Source organism: Streptomyces sp. NPDC098781 (assembly GCF_044759995.1).
Classification (GTDB): domain Bacteria; phylum Actinomycetota; class Actinomycetes; order Streptomycetales; family Streptomycetaceae; genus Streptomyces.
Map to the genome: position 1 here is coordinate 245222 of NZ_JBIWAK010000011.1, position 20970 is coordinate 266191.

Below are 20970 nucleotides of genomic sequence, written 5' to 3' on the forward strand. Positions count from 1 at the left end.
TCCCCGGGCCCGCCGAACGGGGACCCCATGAACAAGGTCATGACCAGGGCGCAGCACCGCCCCGGCACTCGCCCGCCGACCCGCCGTGACACCCGCCGCCCCGCCGGCTCCCCGCCCCGCACACCGAGCGGCGGCGCACCCCGTACGACGTCGCCGGGCGGCCGCCCACCGGGCTCACCGCACCCGGCCGCCCACGCCCGCACACGGCCCGCCGACACCCGCCCACCGAGCACACCTCCCCAGCGGCAGCGGACCGTGTCGGCCACCCCCGACGAGCCGGGCGCCCTGCGAGCCTCGGCGAGCGTCACGGCCGAGGCTCCTCTCAGCCCGATCCCCCACCCACGCCCCACCGACGTCTTCGCCGACCGTCTGCTCCTGGTCCTGAGCGGCCAGCGCCCCGTCCACTCGATGCTCCGCCACACCGCGGGCCGTGCCTACGACGAACTCGCCTGGCTCGCCGAACGCGGCCCCCTGCGCACCCGTGGCGCCCGCCCCGTCGTCCGCGACATCGGCTACTTCGCACCCCGTCCGGGCGCCATCGAGGCCTTCGCCCGGATCGGCGCGGGCGACCAGGTGCGGGCCATGGCCTTCCGCCTGGAGCAGGGCGGCGACCTGCGCTGGCGCTGTACGGCGGTGGAACTGGGCGGCCCGCGCAGGCCACCCGCACACGACGACTGACCACCGCCGCGCGCCGCCGGCAACGACGAAGGGCCGGCCTCCCGGAGGAGACCGGCCCTTTCAGCCGCCAAGGGCACCGTCGCCGCCTCTCGACGGCGCTACGGCGCTTGCTTCGCTACTTCTTGCGACGGCGCCCGCCCCGCGCCTGCTTGCGGCGCTCCGCGCGCGTGAGGCCGTCGGCCTCGGAGCGCACCGGCTCGTCGCCGTTGTCGAACTCGCCCTCGACGATGTCGCCCTCGCCGTCCACCTTGGGGGCCGTGTAGTGCAGCCGGTCCGGACGACGCGGGGCGTCGAGCCCCTTGGCGCGGATCTCGGGCCGCGAGCCCGCCTGCGCCGGCACCGCGTCCTTCTTGTCGAGGTCGGCCACCGGCTTGGTGTCCTCGACCGGGACCTCCTCGACCTGCTGCTCGACCTGGACCTCCAGGTTGAACAGGTAGCCGACGGACTCCTCCTTGATGCCCTCCATCATCGCGGTGAACATGTCGAAGCCCTCGCGCTGGTACTCGACCAGCGGGTCCTTCTGCGCCATCGCGCGCAGGCCGATGCCCTCCTGGAGGTAGTCCATCTCGTAGAGGTGCTCGCGCCACTTGCGGTCCAGGACCGACAGCACGACCCGGCGCTCCAGCTCACGCATGATCTCGGAGCCGAGCTGCCCCTCACGCTGCTCGTACTGCTCGTGGATGTCGTCCTTGATGGACTCCGAGATGAAGTCGGCGGTGAGCCCGGCGCGGTCGCCGGCCGCCTCCTCCAGCTCCTCGATGGTGACCTTCACCGGGTAGAGCTGCTTGAAGGCGCCCCACAGCCGGTCCAGGTCCCACTCCTCGGCGAAGCCCTCGGCGGTCTCCGCGCTGATGTAGGCGTCGATCGTGTCGTCCATGAAGTGCTGCACCTGCTCGTGCAGGTCCTCGCCCTCCAGGACGCGGCGCCGCTCGCCGTAGATGACCTCACGCTGGCGGTTGAGGACCTCGTCGTACTTCAGGACGTTCTTACGGGTCTCGAAGTTCTGCTGCTCGACCTGCGACTGCGCGGACGCGATCGCGCGCGTGACCATCTTGTTCTCGATCGGGACGTCGTCCGGGACGTTCGCCATCGACATCACGCGCTCGACCATCTGGGCCTTGAACAGACGCATCAGGTCGTCGCCGAGCGAGAGGTAGAAGCGGGACTCGCCCGGGTCGCCCTGACGGCCCGAACGACCGCGCAGCTGGTTGTCGATACGACGCGACTCGTGCCGCTCGGTACCGAGGACGTAGAGGCCGCCGAGGTCCTTGACCTCCTCGAACTCCGCCTTGACCGCCTGCTCGGCCCGCTCGAGGGCGGCCGGCAGGTACTGCGCCCACTCCTCGATGTGCTCCTCGGGGTCGAGGCCCTGCTGCCGCAGCTCCGCCTCGGCGAGGTCCTCGGGGTTGCCGCCGAGCTTGATGTCGGTACCGCGGCCGGCCATGTTGGTGGCGACGGTGACGGCGCCCTTGCGGCCGGCCTGGGCGACGATGATCGCCTCACGGTCGTGCTGCTTGGCGTTCAGCACCTCGTGCTGCACTCCGCGCTTGGACAGCTGCTGCGAGAGGTACTCGGACTTCTCGACCGACGTCGTACCGACGAGGATCGGCTGGCCCTTCTCGTGCTTCTCGACGATGTCGTCGACGACCGCCTCGAACTTCGCGACCTCGGTGCGGTAGATCAGGTCCGACTGGTCCTTGCGGATCATCGGCCTGTTCGTCGGGATCGGGACCACGCCGAGCTTGTAGATCTGGTGGAACTCGGCGGCCTCGGTCATCGCCGTACCCGTCATGCCGGACAGGCCGGGCAGTTCCTTGCCCTCCTGGTCGTGGCGCTTGTACAGGCGGAAGAAGTTCTGGAGGGTGATCGTGGCGAGCGTCTGGTTCTCGTCCTTGATCGGCACGGCTTCCTTGGCCTCGATGGCCTGGTGCATGCCCTCGTTGTAGCGGCGGCCCGCGAGGATACGGCCGGTGTGCTCGTCGACGATCATGACCTCGTCGTCGATGACGACGTAGTCCTTGTCCTTCTTGAAGAGCTCCTTGGCCTTGATGGCGTTGTTCAGGTAGCCCACCAGCGGCGTGTTCACCGACTCGTAGAGGTTGTCGATGCCCAGCCAGTCCTCGACCTTGGAGACACCGGCCTCGTGGATGGCGACCGTGCGCTTCTTCTCGTCGACGTCGTAGTCGCCGGTCTCCTCCAGGCCCTTGAGCGGGTTGCCGGCCTCGCCGCGCTTGAGGCGCGTGACCAGCTTGGCGAAGTCGCCGTACCACTTGGTGGCCTGGTCGGCCGGGCCGGAGATGATCAGCGGCGTACGGGCCTCGTCGACGAGGATGGAGTCGACCTCGTCGACGATGGCGAAGTTGTGGCCGCGCTGGACGAGTTCGTCCTGGGACCACGCCATGTTGTCGCGCAGGTAGTCGAAGCCGAACTCGTTGTTCGTGCCGTACGTGATGTCGCACGCGTACTGCTCGCGGCGCTGGGCCGGCGTCATGTTGGCCAGGATGCAGCCGACATTCAGGCCCAGGAACTTGTGGACGCGGCCCATCATCTCGGAGTCGCGCTCGGCCAGATAGTCGTTGACCGTGATCAGGTGCACGCCCTGCCCCGACAGCGCGTTCAGATAAGCGGGCAGCGTGCCGACGAGCGTCTTGCCCTCACCGGTCTTCATCTCGGCCACGTAGCCGAGGTGAAGGGCCGCGCCACCCATGATCTGGACGTCGTAGTGACGCTGTCCGAGAACGCGCTTGGCGGCCTCGCGCACGGTGGCGAAAGCCTCGGGCAGCAGGTCGTCCAGGCTCTCGCCGTCTTCGTAGCGCTGCTTGTACTCATCGGTGAGGGCCCGCAGCTCGGCGTCGGAGAGGTCGACGAAGTCCTCTTCGATGGAGTTGACCTGGTCCGCGATGCGGTGCAGCTTGCGCAGGATCTTGCCTTCGCCTGCACGCATGATCTTCGAGAGGACGGACACGGGGGTTGGTCTCCTTGCCGGTCGGGCCTGGGACGGTCGGTTTCTATTTGGCTTGGCTGAGCAACGGCCATCGTATGCGAGGACCCGGCCGGGCCGGGAGCCTGCCGGGGGCGCCGGGCGTCCACTGCTTCAAATCTCCGTCAAAGGGGACAACGGACGGGGGTCGCGGATGGTGCCGCGTCGCGCCCATGAATTGTGCGAAATGCGATCGGACGCTCACCCACCGCATAAACGTTGGCGCTTGTCACCGCCCCGCGAGGAGAATCGGCCGATGGAACCCGTCACGCTCACCACCGACCGCCTCCTGATGCGTACGGTCGGCCCCAAGGACAGCGATGCCGTGTACGAGGCCGCCCAGGATCCCGACATCCAGCGCTGGACCACGATCCCGTCGCCCTATCTGCGCGAGCACGCGGACAGCTTCACGGAACAACTCGTCCCCGAGGGCTGGCAGAACGGATCGATGTTCACCTGGGGGCTGTTCCTGCCCGAGGGTGAGGACCTGGTCGGCATGCTCGGTCTCACGATGCGCTCCATGAGCGAGGCCGAGATCGGCTTCTGGGGCACGAAGGAGCACCGGGGCAACGGCTACATCACCGAGGCCGTCCTCGCCGCGTCCCGCTGGGCCTTCGTCCAGCTGTCGATCGACCGCGTGGAATGGCGCGCCGAGGCCGGCAACCGGCTCTCGCGCGCGGTGGCCGAGCGAGCCGGTTTCTCCCTGGAGGGCACCCTCCGCTCGGCCATGGTCCACCAGGGTGTACGCCGGGACTGCTGGGTGGGTTCCCTGCTCCCGTCGGACCTGGCGCTGCCGTCGACGGCACCGTACCTCCCGGCGCGGACCCAGCCCGCCTAGCCGCCGCGCGCACGCCCGCTCCCGGTCGAATCCCCAGCTCACCCCGCGTTGTCAGTGCCACCGCCTAAGGTGCCGAGCATGACCACCCCGCGCCCCACCACCGACCTCTCGGCCGACGAGGCCCGCCGCATCGCGCTGCGCGCGCAAGGCTTCCTCGGCGCCCCCGACCGCAGGTCCGGCGTCCGCGGCATCCTGCGTCACCTCGGTGCCGTGCAGCTCGACACCATCTCGGTCCTGGCCCGCTCCCACGAACTCATTCCGTACGCCCGCCTGGGCGCGGTGGGCCGCAAGACGGTCGAGAAGGCGTACTGGACCGACACGCACGCCTTCGAGTACTGGTCCCATGCGGCCTGCATCCTCCCGGTCGAGGAGTGGCCGCACTTCGCGTTCCGCCGCCGCGCCTACCGCAACCGCCCGCACTGGAACCACGATCTCCCGGACGGCGCCTACGACCAGGTGATCAAGCAGCTCCGCGCCGAGGGCCCCCTCACCGCGACCGAGCTGGGCGGCGCGAAGCGGACGAGCGAGTGGTGGGACTGGTCGGGTGCCAAGGTCGCCGTCGAGCGGGCGCTGATGTACGGCGAGGTGGTCTGCGTGGAGCGCCGCGGCTGGAAGCGCGTCTACGACCTCGCGGAGCGCGCCGTTCCGCAGGCACTGCTGCACGACGAGCTGGAGGACACCGAGTGCTTGCGCCGCCTGGTCCGGCTGGCCGGGCAGTCCCTCGGCGTCGGCACGCGCGCGGACATCGCGGACTACCACCGCCTCAAGGGCGAGCAGGTCGACGCGGTGATCGCCGAATCGGGTCTGGTCCCGGTCACGGTCGAGGGCTGGGGCAAGCCGGCCTGGGCCGACCCGGCGGCCCTCGAGACCCCTCCGCGCGGCCGCCACCGTACGACGCTGCTGTCCCCGTTCGACTCCCTGATCTGGGAACGGGCGCGCACCGAGCGGATCTTCGACTTCACCCACCGTCTGGAGGCGTACGTACCGAAGCAGAAGCGGATCCACGGCTATTTCGCGATGCCGGTCCTGGCCGGCGGTCGGCTGGTCGGCCGCGTGGACCCGGCCCGCGAGGGCAGCACCCTGGTCGCCAAGCAGGTCACGCTGGACGGCCCCGGCGCCGTACCGGCGGTGGCCCAGGCGCTGGTCGAGGCGGCGAGTTGGGTGGACTGCACGGACGTACGGGTGGAAAGGGTCGACGCACCCGCCCTGCGCGAACCGCTCGCGACGGAGCTCGCCCGTCTCGTGGGCTGACCCTCAGCGGATCTCGAGGATCTTCTCCCGCATCGCGTAGACCACGGCCTCCATCCTGGAGTGCAGCTGAAGCTTCTCCAGGATGTTGCGCACGTGGTTCTTCACGGTGTTCTCGGAGATGAACAACTCCTTGGCGATATCGCGGTTGTTCATCCCCGTGGCGACGAGCTTGAGGACCTCCAGCTCACGGTCGGTGAGCCGCGGCGCGGGCACGAGGCGGCGCTCGTCCGTGCGCTGGATCATCGACTTGAACTCGGTGAGCAGCTTCGACGCCATGGAAGGGCTGATCTGGGACTGTCCGTCGGCCACCGCGCGAATGGCCGTGGCGACCTCGTCCGTGGAGATCTCCTTGAGGAGATAGCCGGTCGCGCCCGCCTTGATCGCGTCGTAGAGGTCGGCTTCCTCGTCGCTGATCGTCAGCATGATGATCTTCGCGCTGGGGGCCACCTCCTTGATGGAGGTGCAGGCCTCGATGCCGCCCCGCTTGGGCATCCGCACATCCATCAGGACGATGTCCGGCAGCAGGTCAGCGGCCTTGTCGACGGCTTCCGCGCCGTCGCCCGCCTCTCCTACGACCTGGATGTCCTCCTCGGCGGCGAGCACGATCTCCAGTCCACGGCGGAACAGGGCGTGGTCGTCCACGACGAGGACTCTGATCGGCTCCTTGCGTGGAGAACCCGCGTCCGGGCTCATACCGACGACATGGCCGTCGGCATCCTCGTCCCGCATCGGTCCGAAGCTGTCCGCCATCGTTCCTCCCCCTGAAGGCTGTGGCTGGTCGCATGCCATCGCCAACCCAAGGCAGCGGCCCAACGGTTGGGCCGGTGCGGCCATGATTCCATGCCCGACCGACACTCCGGTGACGAGCGGGGCGCGAAGTGGTCGCACACCGGTGCCCCTGGGGGCGCACACGCGCTCCAGGGGCACCGGCTCAGCTGTCAGCCGGGTGTTTCAGCCACCCAGCGTGCCACCTGCCGCCGCGGACTGCGCCTGGGTGACCATCGGGTCCGTGTTGAGGTGGATGACCCCGTAGTCATAGGCGTGCCGCCGGTAGACGACACTCGGTTCCTTCGTCTCGGAGTCGACGAAGAGGTAGAAGTCGTGCCCGACCAGCTCCATCTCGTAGAGGGCCTGGTCGAGGGTCATCGGGGAGGCGACGTGCGTCTTCTCGCGTACGACGAGGGGCCCCTCGCCCTTCACTTCCAGCGAGCCGATCTTCTTGGTGGGAACTCCGTCCGACTCTTCTTCCCGGACGGTGTGGCCGTTGCCGTTGAGCGTCGCCGCGCCCGGAACGTGGTCGGGGACTTCGGCCGCCGTAAGCCGGCGGGAGCCTCGGCGCGAGAAACGCTTGTCGTGCTGCTTACGCAGCCGGGCATCCAGCTTCTCCGCCGCCAGATCGAGTGCCGCGTACGGATCGCTGGCCGCTGCCTCCGCCCGGATCACCGGACCGCGGGAGCGGAGCGTGATCTCCACTCGATCGCTGCGGTCGGCCTGTCGCGGGTTGGGCTCCTTGGACACCTCGACGTCGAGGCTGATCACCTTGGCATCGAGCCTCTGGATCTTCTCCAGCTTCAGCTTCTCGGCCACGTGCTTGCGGAACCGCTCGGGCACCTCGGTCTTGCGGCCCTTGACGACGATGTCCACGCAGAACTCCGTTCCCGGATCGCCCCGCTCCATAGGCGGAGCATCTCCCTTTTGCAGCAGGCTCCGGTGGCCCCGGAACCTCGGACTCGGCGACTTCCACCTCCTCCTCCCCCATGGGCAAGATCTCCACCCCATGGCCGCGGGTGATTGCGCGAAACCCACGGCACGGCATTCGGATATGACGGGGATGGCCTGCGCCTTTCCCTCACAACCGAACATATCTCGCCCGGACGGATGTCGTCACCCTCTACTGCGGCGTACCTCCGTTCAGGTGAATTGACCCTCTCGTTACCTGCAACGATGCAAGTTCGCAGTCAGTTCCGGTTTATTTCGAAAGAATCCGGCGGCGCCGCGACCACAGCCGCGCGGATCAGGTCATGGGACCGTACGGCGCCCATGATTCCCGGCATCTCACTCGTCCGCCGCACAGCGCCCTCCGTTGATCCAGCGTTCCGTTCCCCTCTGCTTTCCCGAGTTCCCGCTCGGTACACAGTGGTTGTGCTGTCACCGCACTCATCCGGCCCCTCGGTCCCCCCTCCATACGCGTCCACTTCCCCGTCTGTTCTGCTGAATGCGCGCGGTTCCTCCGACTCGCCCCGCACTCCTTCCGTCAACTCGGCCCGCAGGGCCCGCGTCGCCTCCACCAGGGACGCACCCGTAGTCATCAGGTCGTCGACCAGCACGACCTGCCCTCCCCGGGCGAGCAACCGGCCTCCCTCGGGAGCCACGGTCAGCGCGCCCGCGAGATTGTCCAGCCGCTGCCGGGAGTTGAGCCCCGACTGATCGGCCACCGCACGCCGTTGCCGCAGCACGGCGAGTACACGCGCCGGCGTCCCGGCCCGCCGCAGCTCAGCCGCGGCCGCCAGCGCGATCCGCCGGGCCGGATCATGCCCGCGCGCACGAACCGCCCCACGCGCCGACGGCACCGGCACGAGCAGCACCGGCGCGCCGACGCCCCCGGACCGCCCCGCCGCGCCCTCCCGCACCCGAGCGCCCCGGGACGACATGGCCCGCCCGGACGCCCCGACGCCCTCCGCACCGGCTTCCTGATGCGCCGTACCGGCCACCGGAAGCCCCGCCCGCACAGCCCCCGCCAGGGCCACTCCGAGCGGTGTCGCGAGTGCCAGCGCCCCGCGTTCCTTGTGGGCGAGGAGCACGGCCCGCACCTCGTCCGAGTACCGGGCCGCCGCATGCACCGCAGGCAGCCCGTCAGGCTCCGGCACCGGTCGCACCCGGCTCGGTGCGGTCCCGCTCAGGACGGCACGGCACTCCGGGCAGAGCACCGTACGAGGCCTTCCACAGCCTCCGCACTCGGCCGGCAGCACCAGGTCGGTGAGGTCCTGCCACCACCCCCGCATGTCCACCACTGTGCCAAGACCTGCGTGGACCGACCACCCCTGTGGATAACCCCCTGTGGAAAACTCGGGCTCCTGCGGAGAGACGCCGTTCCCGCCCGTCAACGGCCCTGGATTCCCGCGGCCCCGCGAAATACGCCGCCGCCCCCGATTCAGCCGAGCTGCCACGTCGGCCGGCCGTTCAGCCGAGCTCCCGCGTAGGCCCGCCATTCACCCGAGCCGCCCCGTCGGCCCGCCGCCGCGAATACGGCCGCACAAAACAAGCGGCCGCTTCCCCGGAGTCCCGACCCCGGCCGGAAGCGACCGCCACACACACCCGCACCGTCCCGAACCTCGGTGGCTCGTCCCGGCCAGGACCTCACCCCGGATAAACCGGCGCGGTCCCGTCCGTCACCACCTTCTGCCACTGGGCCCCGGACGGCAGTCGTACGATCCCGTCCTCCGAGTAACCGACCAGCGGCAACCGCGCGTCCTCGGACGCGGTGATCTCCTTCACCCCGCTGAGCGCCGCGGGCGCCGGCCCCTCCGGCGTGGAACCGTCGACCTGCACATACCGCATCGTCTGCACGCCGCCCTTCTCGCGCCCGACCACCACGAGCCTGCTGTCACCGGCCCACGACATGGCCGAGACCTCCTCCAACGTGGGCGTGGCGGAACGCAGTTCATGCACCGACACGGCCGCGGGCTCGCCCGCCTTGCCGTCGTCACCCCGCTCGATCCGGCCGATGAGCAGCGACGACTCGTCGCCGTCCTTCACCACGAGCGCGATCCGCACACCGTCCGCGGCCACCCGCACGGACTCGATCCGCCCTTCGAGGCCCGGCGGAGTCTTCACCACCACCGGATCGTCCACGCCCTCCTTCAGCAGAAGCAGCCTGGGGTTGTCGGGATCGCGGTCGGCCACCCACAGATCGCCCTGAGCGTCCCAGCTGGGCGCCGACAGCCGTTCCTCCGGGGTTCCGCCCGCGCTGCTCAGCTCCGGCTCCCCGAGCTGAGCGTCCGCGACCAGCGCACCGACGTACAGATTCCTGCCGTCGAGACCAACCCCGGCCGCCATGGACTCGTCACGCGCCACCGCGATGGACTCCAACTGCCTGTCGCCCTCACCCAGGGCACCCGGCACGGGGTCGGGGTTCGTGCCGTTGGTGGCCGCGGCCAGCCGCACCAGCCGGTGCTTGTCGTCGAGGAAGTACAGGTAGTCGGCGCGCTCCACCGACCCGCGCGCGGCCACGGCCTCCGCGTCGTCCTCGGTGAGCGCGCACAGCTGCCTGCCACCTGCCCGCAGCTCGACCTCGTCCACGGTCGGCGTGAGGTTCTGAAGGGTGAACAGGAGCTGGGCCGCCATCTCGTTGCACTTGGCCAGCCCGACCCGTGCGGCCTTGTCGTTCAACGGCACGGTCAGCCGGTTCTGGTCGTCCGGCGTCAGGACGTCCTTCTTCAGCGCCGTACCCGTGGGGAAACTCGACCTGACCACCGGATTGAGCCAGCTGGTGGGCCCCTTGAGCAGGGAACGCACCGTCTGCGTCATGGGGTCGACATTGCGGCGCACATACACGGGGTCGGCGACGGCCGCCGTGTGCGGTGAGGTCCCGAGCGTGGTGCTGGTGGCGAAGTAGTACTTGTCGACAGACATGTAGTTGCGCTGGAAGTCCGACTTCCCCATGACGACGCCGCGCGGCGGCACGTCGATGCGCCACTGCTTGGTCTTCTTGTCCCGGGTGAGGTGCATCGACTCGCTGTAGTCCCCGGCGGCGGACGCGTACGACTGCTGCGCGTCGACCGTGGCGACCTTGGTGCCGGTCAACGTGTACGAGAGGTCGTCGGCCTCCTCCCGGCCTCCCACCCGGTCGACGTCGGCGCCCGGCCCGTCGGCGAGGACCGTCGTGGACAGCTGGGGCCGCCAGGTGTCCGACGCTTCCTTCGTCAGGTACTTGCGCGCTATCTCGTAGTCCGGATCGTCGCTGGTCAGCGCCTCCAGAAAGCCTGAAACGATCTCCGAGGACGAAGCATCCTCGTGCGGCGGCATGGCGAAGACCCGCACCTGGGTGTCCTGCCGCGGAGTGGACTCGACTCCCCGCAGATCGCCGCTGTCGGGCATCGAGGCGCACCCGGCCAGCAGTACGACGCCACAGGCGGTGTACGCCACCACGCGCGCCGACGTGCGCCGGGCGCCCCCGCCACGGTCAGCGCCCACGAGATGCCTCCCCATGCTTGCTCGACTCCTCGCTGTTCCCGGCGTCCTCGTCCTGCGGCTCCTGCGCACCCGGCGCCTCGTCCTGGCGCGGCGCGCCGGAAGCGGGCCGGGGCACCACTCGCGCACCGTTGCCGGGCAGCGCCGTGGGGTCGGCCTTGGGCGCCGCTGAGGCCCCGGGCCGAGGCGGTATGGGGTCCCTGTCCCGGGACGGCCTCGCGGGGGCCTGATCGCCATTGGGCTGGGTCGGCAGGGTCGCGGCCTTGTCGCCGCCGCCATGCGGCAGACCAGCGTCGTCGAGCCCACGGTTACGCCGCGAGTCCTTGGGCTCCAGGGGTATCGGAGAGCCCCGCAGCGGCTCGTCCGCCGTCCGCGGCAGGGTCAGCCGGAACTGCGAGCCGCCACCAGGCTCACCCCACGCCTGGAGCCAGCCACCGTGCAGCCGCGCGTCCTCCAGCGCGATGGACAGGCCCAGACCCGTACCGCCGGTGGTACGCGCGCGTGCCGGGTCGGCCCGCCAGAAGCGGCTGAAGACCCGCGTCGCCTCGCCGGGCTTGAGCCCGACGCCGTAGTCGCGCACCGCGACGGCGACCGCCCCGCCCGCCGCGGCGAGCTTCACCACGACGTCCTTGCCCTCGCCGTGCTCGACGGCGTTGACGACGAGATTGCGCAGCACGCGCTCGACGCGCCGGGCGTCGGCCTCGGCGACGACCGGCTGCTGGTCGCCGACCACGCGTATCTGTGTGCCCTTGCGCTCGGCGAGCGGCTCGGCACCGCTGACGACACGGCGTACGACTTCCCTGAGGTCGATCGGCTCGGCCTCCAGGGCCGCCGCCCCCGCGTCGAAACGGCTGATCTCCAGCAGGTCCGCGAGCAGCGACTCGAACCGGTCCAGCTGATCGGCGAGCAACTCCGCCGACCGCGCGGTCACCGGATCGAAGTCCTCCCGCGCCTCGTGGATGACATCGGCGGCCATACGCACGGTCGTCAGCGGCGTACGCAGCTCGTGCGACACGTCGGACACGAACCGCCGCTGCATCCGCGACAGGTCCTCCAGCTGCTGGATCTTCAGCTGGAGGTTCTGCGCCATCTTGTTGAAGGCCTCGCCGAGCCGCGCGATGTCGTCCTCGCCGGTGACCTTCATCCGTTCCTGGAGCCGCCCCGCCGACAACCGCTCGGCGATCCCGGCCGCCATCCGCACGGGCGTGACGACCTGGCGCACCACGAGCCAGGCGATGGCCCCGAGCAGTACGACGACGAAGAGCCCGGCGGTCGCCAGCGTCCCCTTGACCAGGCTCAGCGACTTCTCCTCCTGGGTGAGCGGGAAGAGGTAGTAGAGCTGGTACGGATCACCGTTGGGGTCGTTGACCTGCTTGCCGATGACCAGGGCCGGCTGCGACTCCTTGTCGGAGGCCGGGTTGTAGACGATGCGGGTGTAGCTCTGGAACGCCCCCATGCTGCTGTCGATCCGCTCCCGCAGATCCTCGGGCACGCTCGCCGTCGGATCCACGGCGCCGGAGGCCCGCGGACCGCGTCCGCCGGTGTCTCCGCTCGCGGAGGCGGGGAGGGTCACCACGTCGAAGGCGCCCTGGCCGCCGCTGGAGAGAGAGGAGACGAGGTCGCTCATCCACTGGATGACGTTCTGCTCGGAGCGCTCGTCCGCCGTCCCACCGTCGTCGGCCGTGCCGGCGGCGGACTCGTCGGCGCTCTGCTTGGCCGCCGCGAACCCGCCCGTGGCCTGGCTCTGGGAGGCCTTCACCTTGGCGTCCAGCAGCCCGTTGCGCACCTGGCCGATGACGACGAAGCCCAGCAGCAGGACGACGCCGAGCGACATCAGCAGGGTGGTGACGACGACCTTGAGCTGGATGTTGCGCCGCCACAGCCGCATGACGGGCAGCAGCGGCCGGCGTATCCAGCGCAGCAGGAGCCGAAGGACCGGGCTGCCCTGGACTCCGCCCTGAAGCAGCCCGCCCTCCAGGAACCGTCCCCAGCGGGAGCCCGCCGACTTCCGGCCGACAGGCCGCTCCGGCCGGGCCCCGGTCCGACCGGGGGCCGCAGCGGCACTGTCCCGGGACATGTCAGCTCGGCCCTGCCTTGTAGCCGACGCCGCGGACGGTCACCACGATCTCCGGCCGCTCCGGGTCCTTCTCGACCTTGGAACGCAGCCGCTGCACATGCACGTTGACCAGACGGGTGTCGGCCGCGTGCCGGTAGCCCCACACCTGCTCCAGGAGCACCTCACGCGTGAACACCTGCCACGGCTTACGGGCGAGCGCGACCAGCAGGTCGAACTCCAGCGGCGTCAAGGCGATCGACTGGCCGTCCCGCTTCACGGAGTGCCCCGCCACATCGATCACGAGGTCACCGATGGCGAGCTGCTCCGGCGCCGGCTCCTCCGACCTCCGCAGGCGCGCCCGGATCCGGGCGACGAGCTCCTTCGGCTTGAACGGCTTCACGATGTAGTCATCGGCGCCGGACTCCAGGCCCACGACGACATCCACGGTGTCGCTCTTTGCCGTGAGCATCACGATCGGCACCCCGGACTCCGCCCGGATCAGACGGCACACCTCGATACCGTCCCGCCCGGGCAGCATCAGGTCGAGCAGCACCAGATCGGGCTTGGTCTCCCGGAATGCGGCCAGCGCCTTGTCGCCGTCAGCTACGAAAGACGGCTCAAAACCTTCACCACGCAGCACGATGCCGAGCATCTCGGCCAGTGCGGTGTCGTCGTCGACGACAAGGACTCGTCCCTTCATAAACGACATCATCCCATTCTCATAACAGTGGCGAAGGCAGTGGTGAGATAGGTCACCGGCCAGTGACCTTAGTCGTAAGAAGTCACCACTGTCTGCCCTCGCCCCCATCACAGACTGTGACCTTTGAGCGGGTTTGCCCCGCTCTACCCGCCCGGCTGGTTCCGGTCCCTACATCACAGCGTCCACGTCACCTGCCCGCGACCCGGCACCGAGCTCGGCCAGCGCCTCCGCCGTCACCGGCGACACGACCCCTGCCTCGGTGACGATCGCCGTCACCAGCTCAGGCGGCGTCACATCGAACGCCGGGTTGTACGCCTGCGTCCCCAGCGGCGCCACCGGGATCCCTCCTCCCGGCTCGCCACCCGCCGCCGGCGCCTGGGGCGCCGCGATCTCGGTCACCTCGAAGCCGGGACGCTGCTCGACCTCGATGGACGCCCCGTCCACGCTGTCCGGATCCACCGTCGTCAGCGGCGCCACCACGATGAACGGCACATGGTGATAGCGCGCGAGCACAGCGAGGGGATAGCTGCCCACCTTGTTCGCGACGGAGCCGTCGGCCGCGATCCGATCCGCGCCGATCAGCACCGCGTCCACTTCACCGGCCGCGAACAGCGAGCCCGCCGCGTTGTCCGTGAGCAGGGTGTACGCCATCCCGTTGCGCGCCGCCTCGTACGCCGTCAGACGCGCCCCTTGCAGCAACGGCCGCGTCTCGTCCACCCACAGCCGCCTCAGCCGTCCGACCCGGTGCGCCGCGAGCGCCACCGCGAACGCCGTGCCCTCGCCGCCCGAGACCAGCGCCCCGGTGTTGCAGTGCGTGAGGATGCGGTGCCCTCCGCCGGGCAACAGCTCGTCCAGCAGCGCCAGCCCACGCTCGGCCATGCGCGCACTGGCCTCGGCGTCCTGCGCGTGCAACGCCCGCGCCGCTCCCAGCGCCGCGGCAGCCGCCCGCTCGACGTCCCCGCTGCCTGCCAGTTCGGCCCGGTACGCGGACTGGGCCCGCCGCACACCGACGGCAAGGTTCACCGCGGTGGGCCGGGCGCCCGCCAGCGACTCCGCGGCGGCCTCCACGTCGAAGCCACGCGCGGCGGCGAGCGCGACTCCGTACGCCCCCGCGATCCCGAGCACCGGCGCCCCGCGCACGGCGAGCGAACGGATCGCCTCCACCAGCGCGGACGCGTCCGTACAGACCAGTTCGACCTCCTCGGCCGGTAGCCTCGTCTGATCGAGAAGGACCAGTACGGGACCTTCGGGTGGTTCGTCCCATCGGATCGCCGGAATCTCGGTCGGCCTGCTGTCCTCGCCGGATTGCGCGTGCTGATCAGCCATGCGGTCAGTCTGCCCCTTGTTCGGCGGACAATTGAAGGTGTGCAGCCCACACCGCGGCCGGTACCCATCCGACCACCCCATGGCACGATGGCTGCCAACCTGCCACCGCGACCGCGGACGGGCACCGTGAAGGAGCGACGATGAAAGACACTCCGGGCTGGGCCTCGCCCGGATCCGCCCCGTCCGACGGACAGGAACCCGGCGCGACCGGTCCTGCCGAGCCCGCAGACCGCCCCGACCCCGAGCAGCAGCCGGGACCGGACCCGCAGCAACCCGGTTCGAAGTGGTCCAAGGAGCAGCCGCCACCCGCCCAGTGGTCCGCGCCCACGGGGTCCCCGGCTCCCGGCCAGACCCCGCCACCCCCACCGCCCGGCCCCGGCGGCTGGGGCGCTCCGCCTCCTGGCGGCCCCGGCGGTCACGGCGGATACGGCGGCGGCCACCCGGGCTACGGCCCAGGCGGATACGGCGGTTGGGGAGGCGGCTGGGGCGGACCTCCGCCCGCGGCCAAGCCCGGCGTGATCCCGCTGCGCCCGCTCGGCGTCGGCGAGATCCTCGACGGCGCGGTCTCCACCATGCGCACCTACTGGCGCACGGTCCTCGGCATCTCCCTGACCGTCGCGATCGTGACGGAGATCCTCGTCATCCTCGTCCAGGGCTTCGTCCTGAACGACCGCACCAGCACCGAGGCCCTCAACGACCCGAACGCCACGCTCGACGAGCTGACCCGCGCCATGGGCGACGCCATGCTCAGCTCCAGCGTGCTCCTGCTGATCTCCCTGATCGGCGCGATCATCGCGACCGCCCTGCTGACCACGGTCACCAGCCGCGCGGTGCTCGGCAAGTCCGTCTCCACCAGCGAGGCCTGGCGCGACGCGCGCCCTCAGGTGCCGCGGCTCTTCGGCCTGCTCTTCCTGCTGCTGCTCATGACCGTCGGCCTGGTCGTCGTGGGCGCCCTGCCCGGCATCCTCGTGGCCGCCTCGGGCTCCGGCGACGCGGGCGCGGCCCTCACCGTCCTGGGCATGCTCGCCGCGGGCATCGTCGCGCTGTGGCTGTGGTTCCGCTTCTCCCTGGCGTCCCCCGCGCTGATGCTGGAGAAGCAGGGCATCGTGAAGGCGCTCAGCCGTTCCGCAAAGCTGGTCCGCGGCTCCTGGTGGCGCGTCTTCGGCATCCAGCTGCTGGCCACGATCATCGCGAACATCGTCGCGGCGATCGTCGTCATCCCCTTCACCTTCCTCGCCGCCGCCCTCAGCGGGGACGCCACCACCAACATCCTGGAGGGCGGCACCGACCTCGGCTGGACGTTCCTCATCGTCAGCGGTGTCGGCTCGGTGATCGGCTCCATGATCACCTTCCCGATCTCGGCCGGCGTCACCGTCCTGCTCTACATCGACCAGCGCATCCGCCGCGAGGCCCTCGACCTCGAACTCGCCCGAGCCGCCGGCGTCCAGGACTACGGCGCCGGCACCCCGGGGAGCTGAACCGGTGAGCTTTTCGGGGGGAGTTCTCACTACCGCGTCAGCGCTGCCGGACACGGCCGTACGCGCGTTGCTTGGCGCCGACAGCACGTCCGCAAGGGCGCTGTCGCGCTCGGCCGACACATCCGTGCTGTCGTTGCTCGCGCGCTCCGACGACGAGCCACCTCTGACGATCCCCCGCAATCCCGCGCAGGAGGCGGCCCGGCGCGAGCTCTCCAAGGGCATGTACCACGAGAACGAACCCAGCTGGTTCCAGCGCGCCCTGGACGCCTTCTGGGAGTGGGTCGAGGACCTGTTCAACAGTGCCTCGACCGTGACGCCCGGAGGACCGCTCGGCCTGATCGTCGTCATCCTGGTCGTCGTCGCGGTCCTCGGCGCCCTGTGGTGGCGCCTGGGCACCCCACGCCGCCAACCCACCTCCTCCACCGCCCTGTTCGACGACCGCCCCCGCAGCGCCGCCGAACACCGGGCCGCCGCCGAGGCGCACGCCGCCCAGGGCCACTGGAACCAGGCCGTCCAGGAACGCATGCGCGCCATCGTCCGCTCCCTGGAGGAACGCGCACTCCTCGACGTCCGCCCCGGCCGCACCGCCGACGAAGCCGCCGCCGAAGCGGGCCACCCGCTGCCGGCCCACCGAGACCGACTGCGCGCCGCCGCACGCGACTTCGACGACGTCACATACGGCGGACGAACCGCGACCCAGCAGGCGTACCAGCGCCTCAAGGAACTCGACCGCGACCTGGAGAACACCAAGCCCCAGCTCGCGAACAGCGCCCCCAGCACGGCCCACAACGCCCGCCCGGGAGCCGCCGAATGACCACCGAGGCCACGCTCCCGCCCACCTCGGCCTCGCCCACCGCCCGCCAGGTGTGGACCCGCGCGCGAGGCATCGCCCTCGCCGTCGTGCTCCTGCTGGCAGCGGCCATCGCGATCGCCACGGTCCGCTCCGACGCCCGGCACGGCTCCCTCGACCCGCGTTCCGCCGACCCCGAAGGCAGCCGGGCCGTCGCCGAACTCCTCGCCGACCGGGGCGTGGACACGCGCGTGGTCACCACCCTCGACGAGGCACGCGCCGCTTCCTCCGCGGACACCACCCTCCTGGTGGCCTCCCCCGACCTGCTGACGCACCCTCAACAGTCCTCGCTGCACTCGGCAACCGCCGGCTCCGGCGGCCGAACCGTCCTCGTCGCTCCCGGCAGCCCGTCCGTCGAACGGCTCGCCCCCGGGGTCACCGCGGACCCCGCCACCAGCCTCGACTCGGAACTCGCCCCCGACTGCGCCCTGCCCGCAGCCCAACGCGCCGGCACCACCGACCTGGGCGGCATCCGCTACACCACCACTCACCTCGACGCCGACGAGTGCTACCCCAGCGACCGCCTGGCTACCCTGCTGCGCGTCCCGGATGCCTCCGGGGACGGCAACGGCGACACCGTCGTCCTCGGCGCGCCTGACATCCTCTACAACGAACGCCTCGACGAGCAGGGCAACGCCTCCCTCGCCCTCCAACTCCTCGGCTCCCGCCCCCATCTGGTCTGGTACCTCCCCTCGCTCTCCGACGCGTCGGCCGCCGACGAGGACGACGAACGCAGCTTCTTCGACCTGCTCCCCTCGGGCTGGCTCTGGGGCACACTTCAGCTCTTCTTCGCCGCAGCCCTGGCCGCCCTCTGGCGGGCACGCCGACTCGGCCCCCTGGTGCCCGAAAAACTCCCCGTGGCGATCCGCGCCTCCGAAACCGTCGAAGGCCGCGCCCGCCTCTACCGCAAGGCGAACGCCCGCGACCGCGCGGCCGCCGCTCTTCGCTCCACCACCCGCACGCGCCTCGCCCCCCTCGTAGGTGTCCCCGTGACGCAGGCCCACGCACCCGAGGCCCTGCTCCCCGCTCTGTCCGCCCACCTCCACAACCACGGAGACGGACAGACCCTGCACACACTCCTCTTCGGCCCGCCGCCCAGCGACGACACGGCACTCATCGCCCTCGCCGACCAACTCGACGCCCTCGAAAGAGAGGTACGCCGTCCATGATGGACCCGACCACTGACAACGCCGGGACCACCGGGGACCCGGGCACCGCCCGCGCCTCCCTGGAAGCCCTGCGCGCCGAGATCGCCAAAGCCGTGGTCGGCCAGGACCCCGCCGTGACCGGCCTCGTCGTCGCCCTTCTCTGCCGCGGACACGTCCTACTAGAAGGAGTCCCCGGGGTCGCCAAAACGTTGCTCGTCCGCGCCCTCGCATCCGCACTCGAACTCGACACCAAGCGCATCCAGTTCACCCCCGACCTCATGCCGAGCGACGTGACGGGCTCCCTCGTCTACGACACCCGCAGCGCCGAGTTCTCCTTCCAGCCCGGCCCGGTCTTCACCAACCTCCTCCTCGCCGACGAGATCAACCGCACGCCGCCGAAGACCCAGTCCTCCCTGCTGGAGGCCATGGAGGAACGCCAGGTCACGGTCGACGGCACACCCCGCCCCCTCCCCGAGCCGTTCCTGGTCGCCGCGACCCAGAACCCGGTCGAGTACGAGGGCACATACCCCCTCCCCGAAGCCCAGCTGGACCGCTTCCTCCTCAAGCTGACCATCCCGCTCCCCTCCCGCCAGGACGAGATCGACGTCCTCACCCGCCACGCCGAGGGATTCAACCCACGCGACCTGCGCGCCGCCGGCGTACGCCCCGTAGCAGGCCCCGCGGACCTGGAAGCGGCACGCGCGGCAGTGGCCAAGACGACCGTCTCCCCGGAGATCACGGCCTACGTCGTCGACATCTGCCGAGCCACCCGAGAATCACCGTCCCTGACCCTGGGCGTCTCCCCGCGCGGCGCCACAGCCCTCCTCGCCGCCGCCCGCGCATGGGCCTGGCTGACGGGCCGCGACTACGTCATCCCCGACGACGTGAAGGCCCTCGCCCTGCCCGCACTCCGCCACCGTGTCCAACTCCGACCGGAGGCCGAGATGGAGGGCGTCACCGCGGACTCCGTGATCAACGCGATCCTCGCCCACGTCCCCGTCCCCCGCTGATGGCACTCACCGGACGCGCCGCGCTCCTAGCGGCCCTGGGCTCCCTCCCCGTAGGCATCTGGGACCCCAGCTGGACAGGCATCCTCGCGGTCAACGCCCCGTTGATCGCGGCCTGCGCCTGCGACTTCGCCCTGGCAGCCCCCGTACGCCGACTGGGCCTGACCCGCTCCGGCGACACCTCGGCACGCCTCGGCGAACCCGCCGACGTCACACTCACGATCACCAACCCGTCCCGCCGCCCGCTCCGCGCCCAAATCCGCGACGCCTGGCCACCGAGCAGCTGGCAACCCGGCACGGAGATCGAGGCGTCCCGCCACCGCGTGACGATCCCCGCGGGCGAACGCCGACGCCTCACCACCCGCCTACGCCCCACCCGCCGCGGCGACCGCCAGGCCGACCGCGTCACGATCCGCTCCTACGGCCCCCTGGGCCTCCTCACCCGCCAGGGCACCCACAAGGCCCCCTGGACGGTACGAGTCCTCCCCCCGTTCACAAGCCGCAAGCACCTGCCTTCAAAACTGGCCCGCCTGCGCGAACTCGACGGCCGCACCAGCGTGCTCACCCGCGGCGAGGGCACAGAATTCGACAGCCTCCGCGAGTACGTCCCCGGCGACGACACCCGGTCCATCGACTGGCGCGCTACGGCCCGACAGTCCACGGTCGCCGTACGCACCTGGCGCCCCGAACGCGACCGCCACATCCTGCTCGTCCTGGACACCGGCCGCACCTCGGCAGGCCGCGTCGGCGACGCCCCGCGCCTCGACGCCTCCATGGACGCCGCCCTACTCCTGGCCACTCTCGCCTCCCGAGCCGGCGACCGCGTGGACCTCCTCGCCTACGACCGCCGAGTCCGCGCCCTCGTCCAGGGCCGCTCAGCAGGCGACGTCCTTCCCGCCCTGGTCAACGCGATGGCGACACTAGAACCCGAGCTGCTCGAAACAGACGCCCGAGGCCTCACGGCCACGGCTCTCCGTACGGCACCCCGCCACTCCCTGATCGTGCTGCTCACCACCCTCGACGCGGCCCCGATAGAGGAGGGCCTGCTCCCCGTCCTCGCTCAACTGACCCAGCGCCACACAGTCCTGGTCGCATCAGTAGCGGACTCACACATCGCCCACATGGCGACCGCACGCGGCACCACAGACTCGGTCTACGAGGCCGCGGCCGCAGCCCAATCCCAGAGCGAACGCCACCGCACAGCGGACCAGCTCCGCCGCCGCGGCGTTACGGTCGTGGACGCGACACCGGATGAATTGGCGCCGGCACTGGCAGACGCGTATCTGGCTCTCAAGACGGCCGGGCGCCTATAGCTGAGGGGAGTCCAGTGGACTCCCCTCCATCCCAAATCAAATTACGCACGAACCGGAAATGCAAAAAGGCCCACGCCATATGGCGTGGGCCTTTTCCTAAAATTTGTTCGGCGGTGTCCTACTCTCCCACAGGGTCCCCCCTGCAGTACCATCGG

Annotated in this window: 16 protein-coding genes; 8 read left to right on the forward strand and 8 right to left on the reverse strand. The window is 70.6% G+C overall.

Annotation, left to right across the window (positions count from 1 at the left end):
- Positions 1-27 precede the first annotated feature (27 nt).
- Positions 28-678 carry an Rv3235 family protein gene (locus ACIQWG_RS36695; protein ID WP_404104096.1) on the forward strand — a complete coding sequence of 217 codons (651 nt, stop codon included), beginning with the start codon at positions 28-30 and terminating at the stop codon, positions 676-678.
- 115 nt (positions 679-793) lie between these two features.
- Here ACIQWG_RS36695 and secA read toward each other — a convergent pair whose 3' ends face one another.
- Positions 794-3643, reverse strand: a complete 2850-nt coding sequence (gene secA / locus ACIQWG_RS36700; protein ID WP_404104098.1) for a preprotein translocase subunit SecA — start codon at positions 3641-3643, stop codon at positions 794-796.
- A 271-nt stretch (positions 3644-3914) separates the two neighbouring features.
- Between secA and ACIQWG_RS36705 the strand changes: the two genes are divergently transcribed.
- Both ACIQWG_RS36705 and ACIQWG_RS36710 read left to right on the forward strand, forming a co-directional pair.
- A complete protein-coding gene (locus tag ACIQWG_RS36705) occupies positions 3915-4496 on the forward strand; it encodes a GNAT family N-acetyltransferase (protein ID WP_404104101.1) in 582 nt (193 codons plus the stop codon).
- Positions 4497-4574: 78 nt separating this feature from the next.
- Complete coding sequence (locus ACIQWG_RS36710; RefSeq protein ID WP_404104104.1) at positions 4575-5747, forward strand: winged helix-turn-helix domain-containing protein; 1173 nt, start codon at positions 4575-4577, stop codon at positions 5745-5747.
- Positions 5748-5750: 3 nt separating this feature from the next.
- Here the strand turns inward: ACIQWG_RS36710 and ACIQWG_RS36715 are convergent, their stop codons facing one another.
- From ACIQWG_RS36715 to mtnA, 7 genes are all read right to left on the reverse strand, one after another.
- Positions 5751-6497 carry a response regulator gene (locus ACIQWG_RS36715; protein ID WP_404104106.1) on the reverse strand — a complete coding sequence of 249 codons (747 nt, stop codon included), beginning with the start codon at positions 6495-6497 and terminating at the stop codon, positions 5751-5753.
- A 201-nt stretch (positions 6498-6698) separates the two neighbouring features.
- Positions 6699-7391 (reverse strand): ribosome hibernation-promoting factor, HPF/YfiA family, encoded by a 693-nt coding sequence (gene hpf / locus ACIQWG_RS36720; protein WP_404104109.1) that lies wholly within the window; start codon positions 7389-7391, stop codon positions 6699-6701.
- 314 nt (positions 7392-7705) lie between these two features.
- Positions 7706-8749, reverse strand: coding sequence for a ComF family protein (locus tag ACIQWG_RS36725; RefSeq protein ID WP_404104112.1), 1044 nt, complete (start codon positions 8747-8749; stop codon positions 7706-7708).
- A 355-nt stretch (positions 8750-9104) separates the two neighbouring features.
- Positions 9105-10940, reverse strand: coding sequence for an LpqB family beta-propeller domain-containing protein (locus ACIQWG_RS36730; RefSeq protein ID WP_404104114.1), 1836 nt, complete (start codon positions 10938-10940; stop codon positions 9105-9107).
- Positions 10930-13014: an MtrAB system histidine kinase MtrB gene (gene mtrB / locus ACIQWG_RS36735; protein ID WP_404104116.1), complete on the reverse strand. Its 2085-nt coding sequence runs from the start codon at positions 13012-13014 to the stop codon at positions 10930-10932. The genes ACIQWG_RS36730 and mtrB overlap by 11 nt, the downstream gene beginning before the upstream one ends.
- 1 nt (position 13015) lies before the next feature.
- Positions 13016-13705, reverse strand: coding sequence for a two-component system response regulator MtrA (mtrA, locus tag ACIQWG_RS36740; RefSeq protein ID WP_015659998.1), 690 nt, complete (start codon positions 13703-13705; stop codon positions 13016-13018).
- A 156-nt stretch (positions 13706-13861) separates the two neighbouring features.
- Positions 13862-15019, reverse strand: coding sequence for an S-methyl-5-thioribose-1-phosphate isomerase (gene mtnA / locus ACIQWG_RS36745; protein WP_404104118.1), 1158 nt, complete (start codon positions 15017-15019; stop codon positions 13862-13864).
- A gap of 140 nt (positions 15020-15159) precedes the next feature.
- On the opposite strand from mtnA, the gene ACIQWG_RS36750 reads away from it, so the two are divergent.
- Genes ACIQWG_RS36750 through ACIQWG_RS36770 form a run of 5 tightly spaced genes read left to right on the forward strand, consistent with a single transcriptional unit; the run spans position 15160 to position 20815 of the window.
- A complete protein-coding gene (locus ACIQWG_RS36750; protein WP_404104121.1) occupies positions 15160-16497 on the forward strand; it encodes a glycerophosphoryl diester phosphodiesterase membrane domain-containing protein in 1338 nt (445 codons plus the stop codon).
- Between the two features lie 43 nt (positions 16498-16540).
- Positions 16541-17311, forward strand: coding sequence for a DUF4129 domain-containing protein (locus ACIQWG_RS36755; protein ID WP_404104158.1), 771 nt, complete (start codon positions 16541-16543; stop codon positions 17309-17311).
- Entirely contained in the window at positions 17308-18516 is a 1209-nt protein-coding gene (locus tag ACIQWG_RS36760) for a DUF4350 domain-containing protein (RefSeq protein WP_404104123.1), read from the forward strand. The genes ACIQWG_RS36755 and ACIQWG_RS36760 overlap by 4 nt, the downstream gene beginning before the upstream one ends.
- Positions 18516-19505, forward strand: coding sequence for an AAA family ATPase (locus ACIQWG_RS36765; protein WP_404104125.1), 990 nt, complete (start codon positions 18516-18518; stop codon positions 19503-19505). The genes ACIQWG_RS36760 and ACIQWG_RS36765 overlap by 1 nt, the downstream gene beginning before the upstream one ends.
- Positions 19505-20815: a DUF58 domain-containing protein gene (locus tag ACIQWG_RS36770; RefSeq protein ID WP_404104127.1), complete on the forward strand. Its 1311-nt coding sequence runs from the start codon at positions 19505-19507 to the stop codon at positions 20813-20815. The genes ACIQWG_RS36765 and ACIQWG_RS36770 overlap by 1 nt, the downstream gene beginning before the upstream one ends.
- Positions 20816-20970 lie beyond the last annotated feature (155 nt).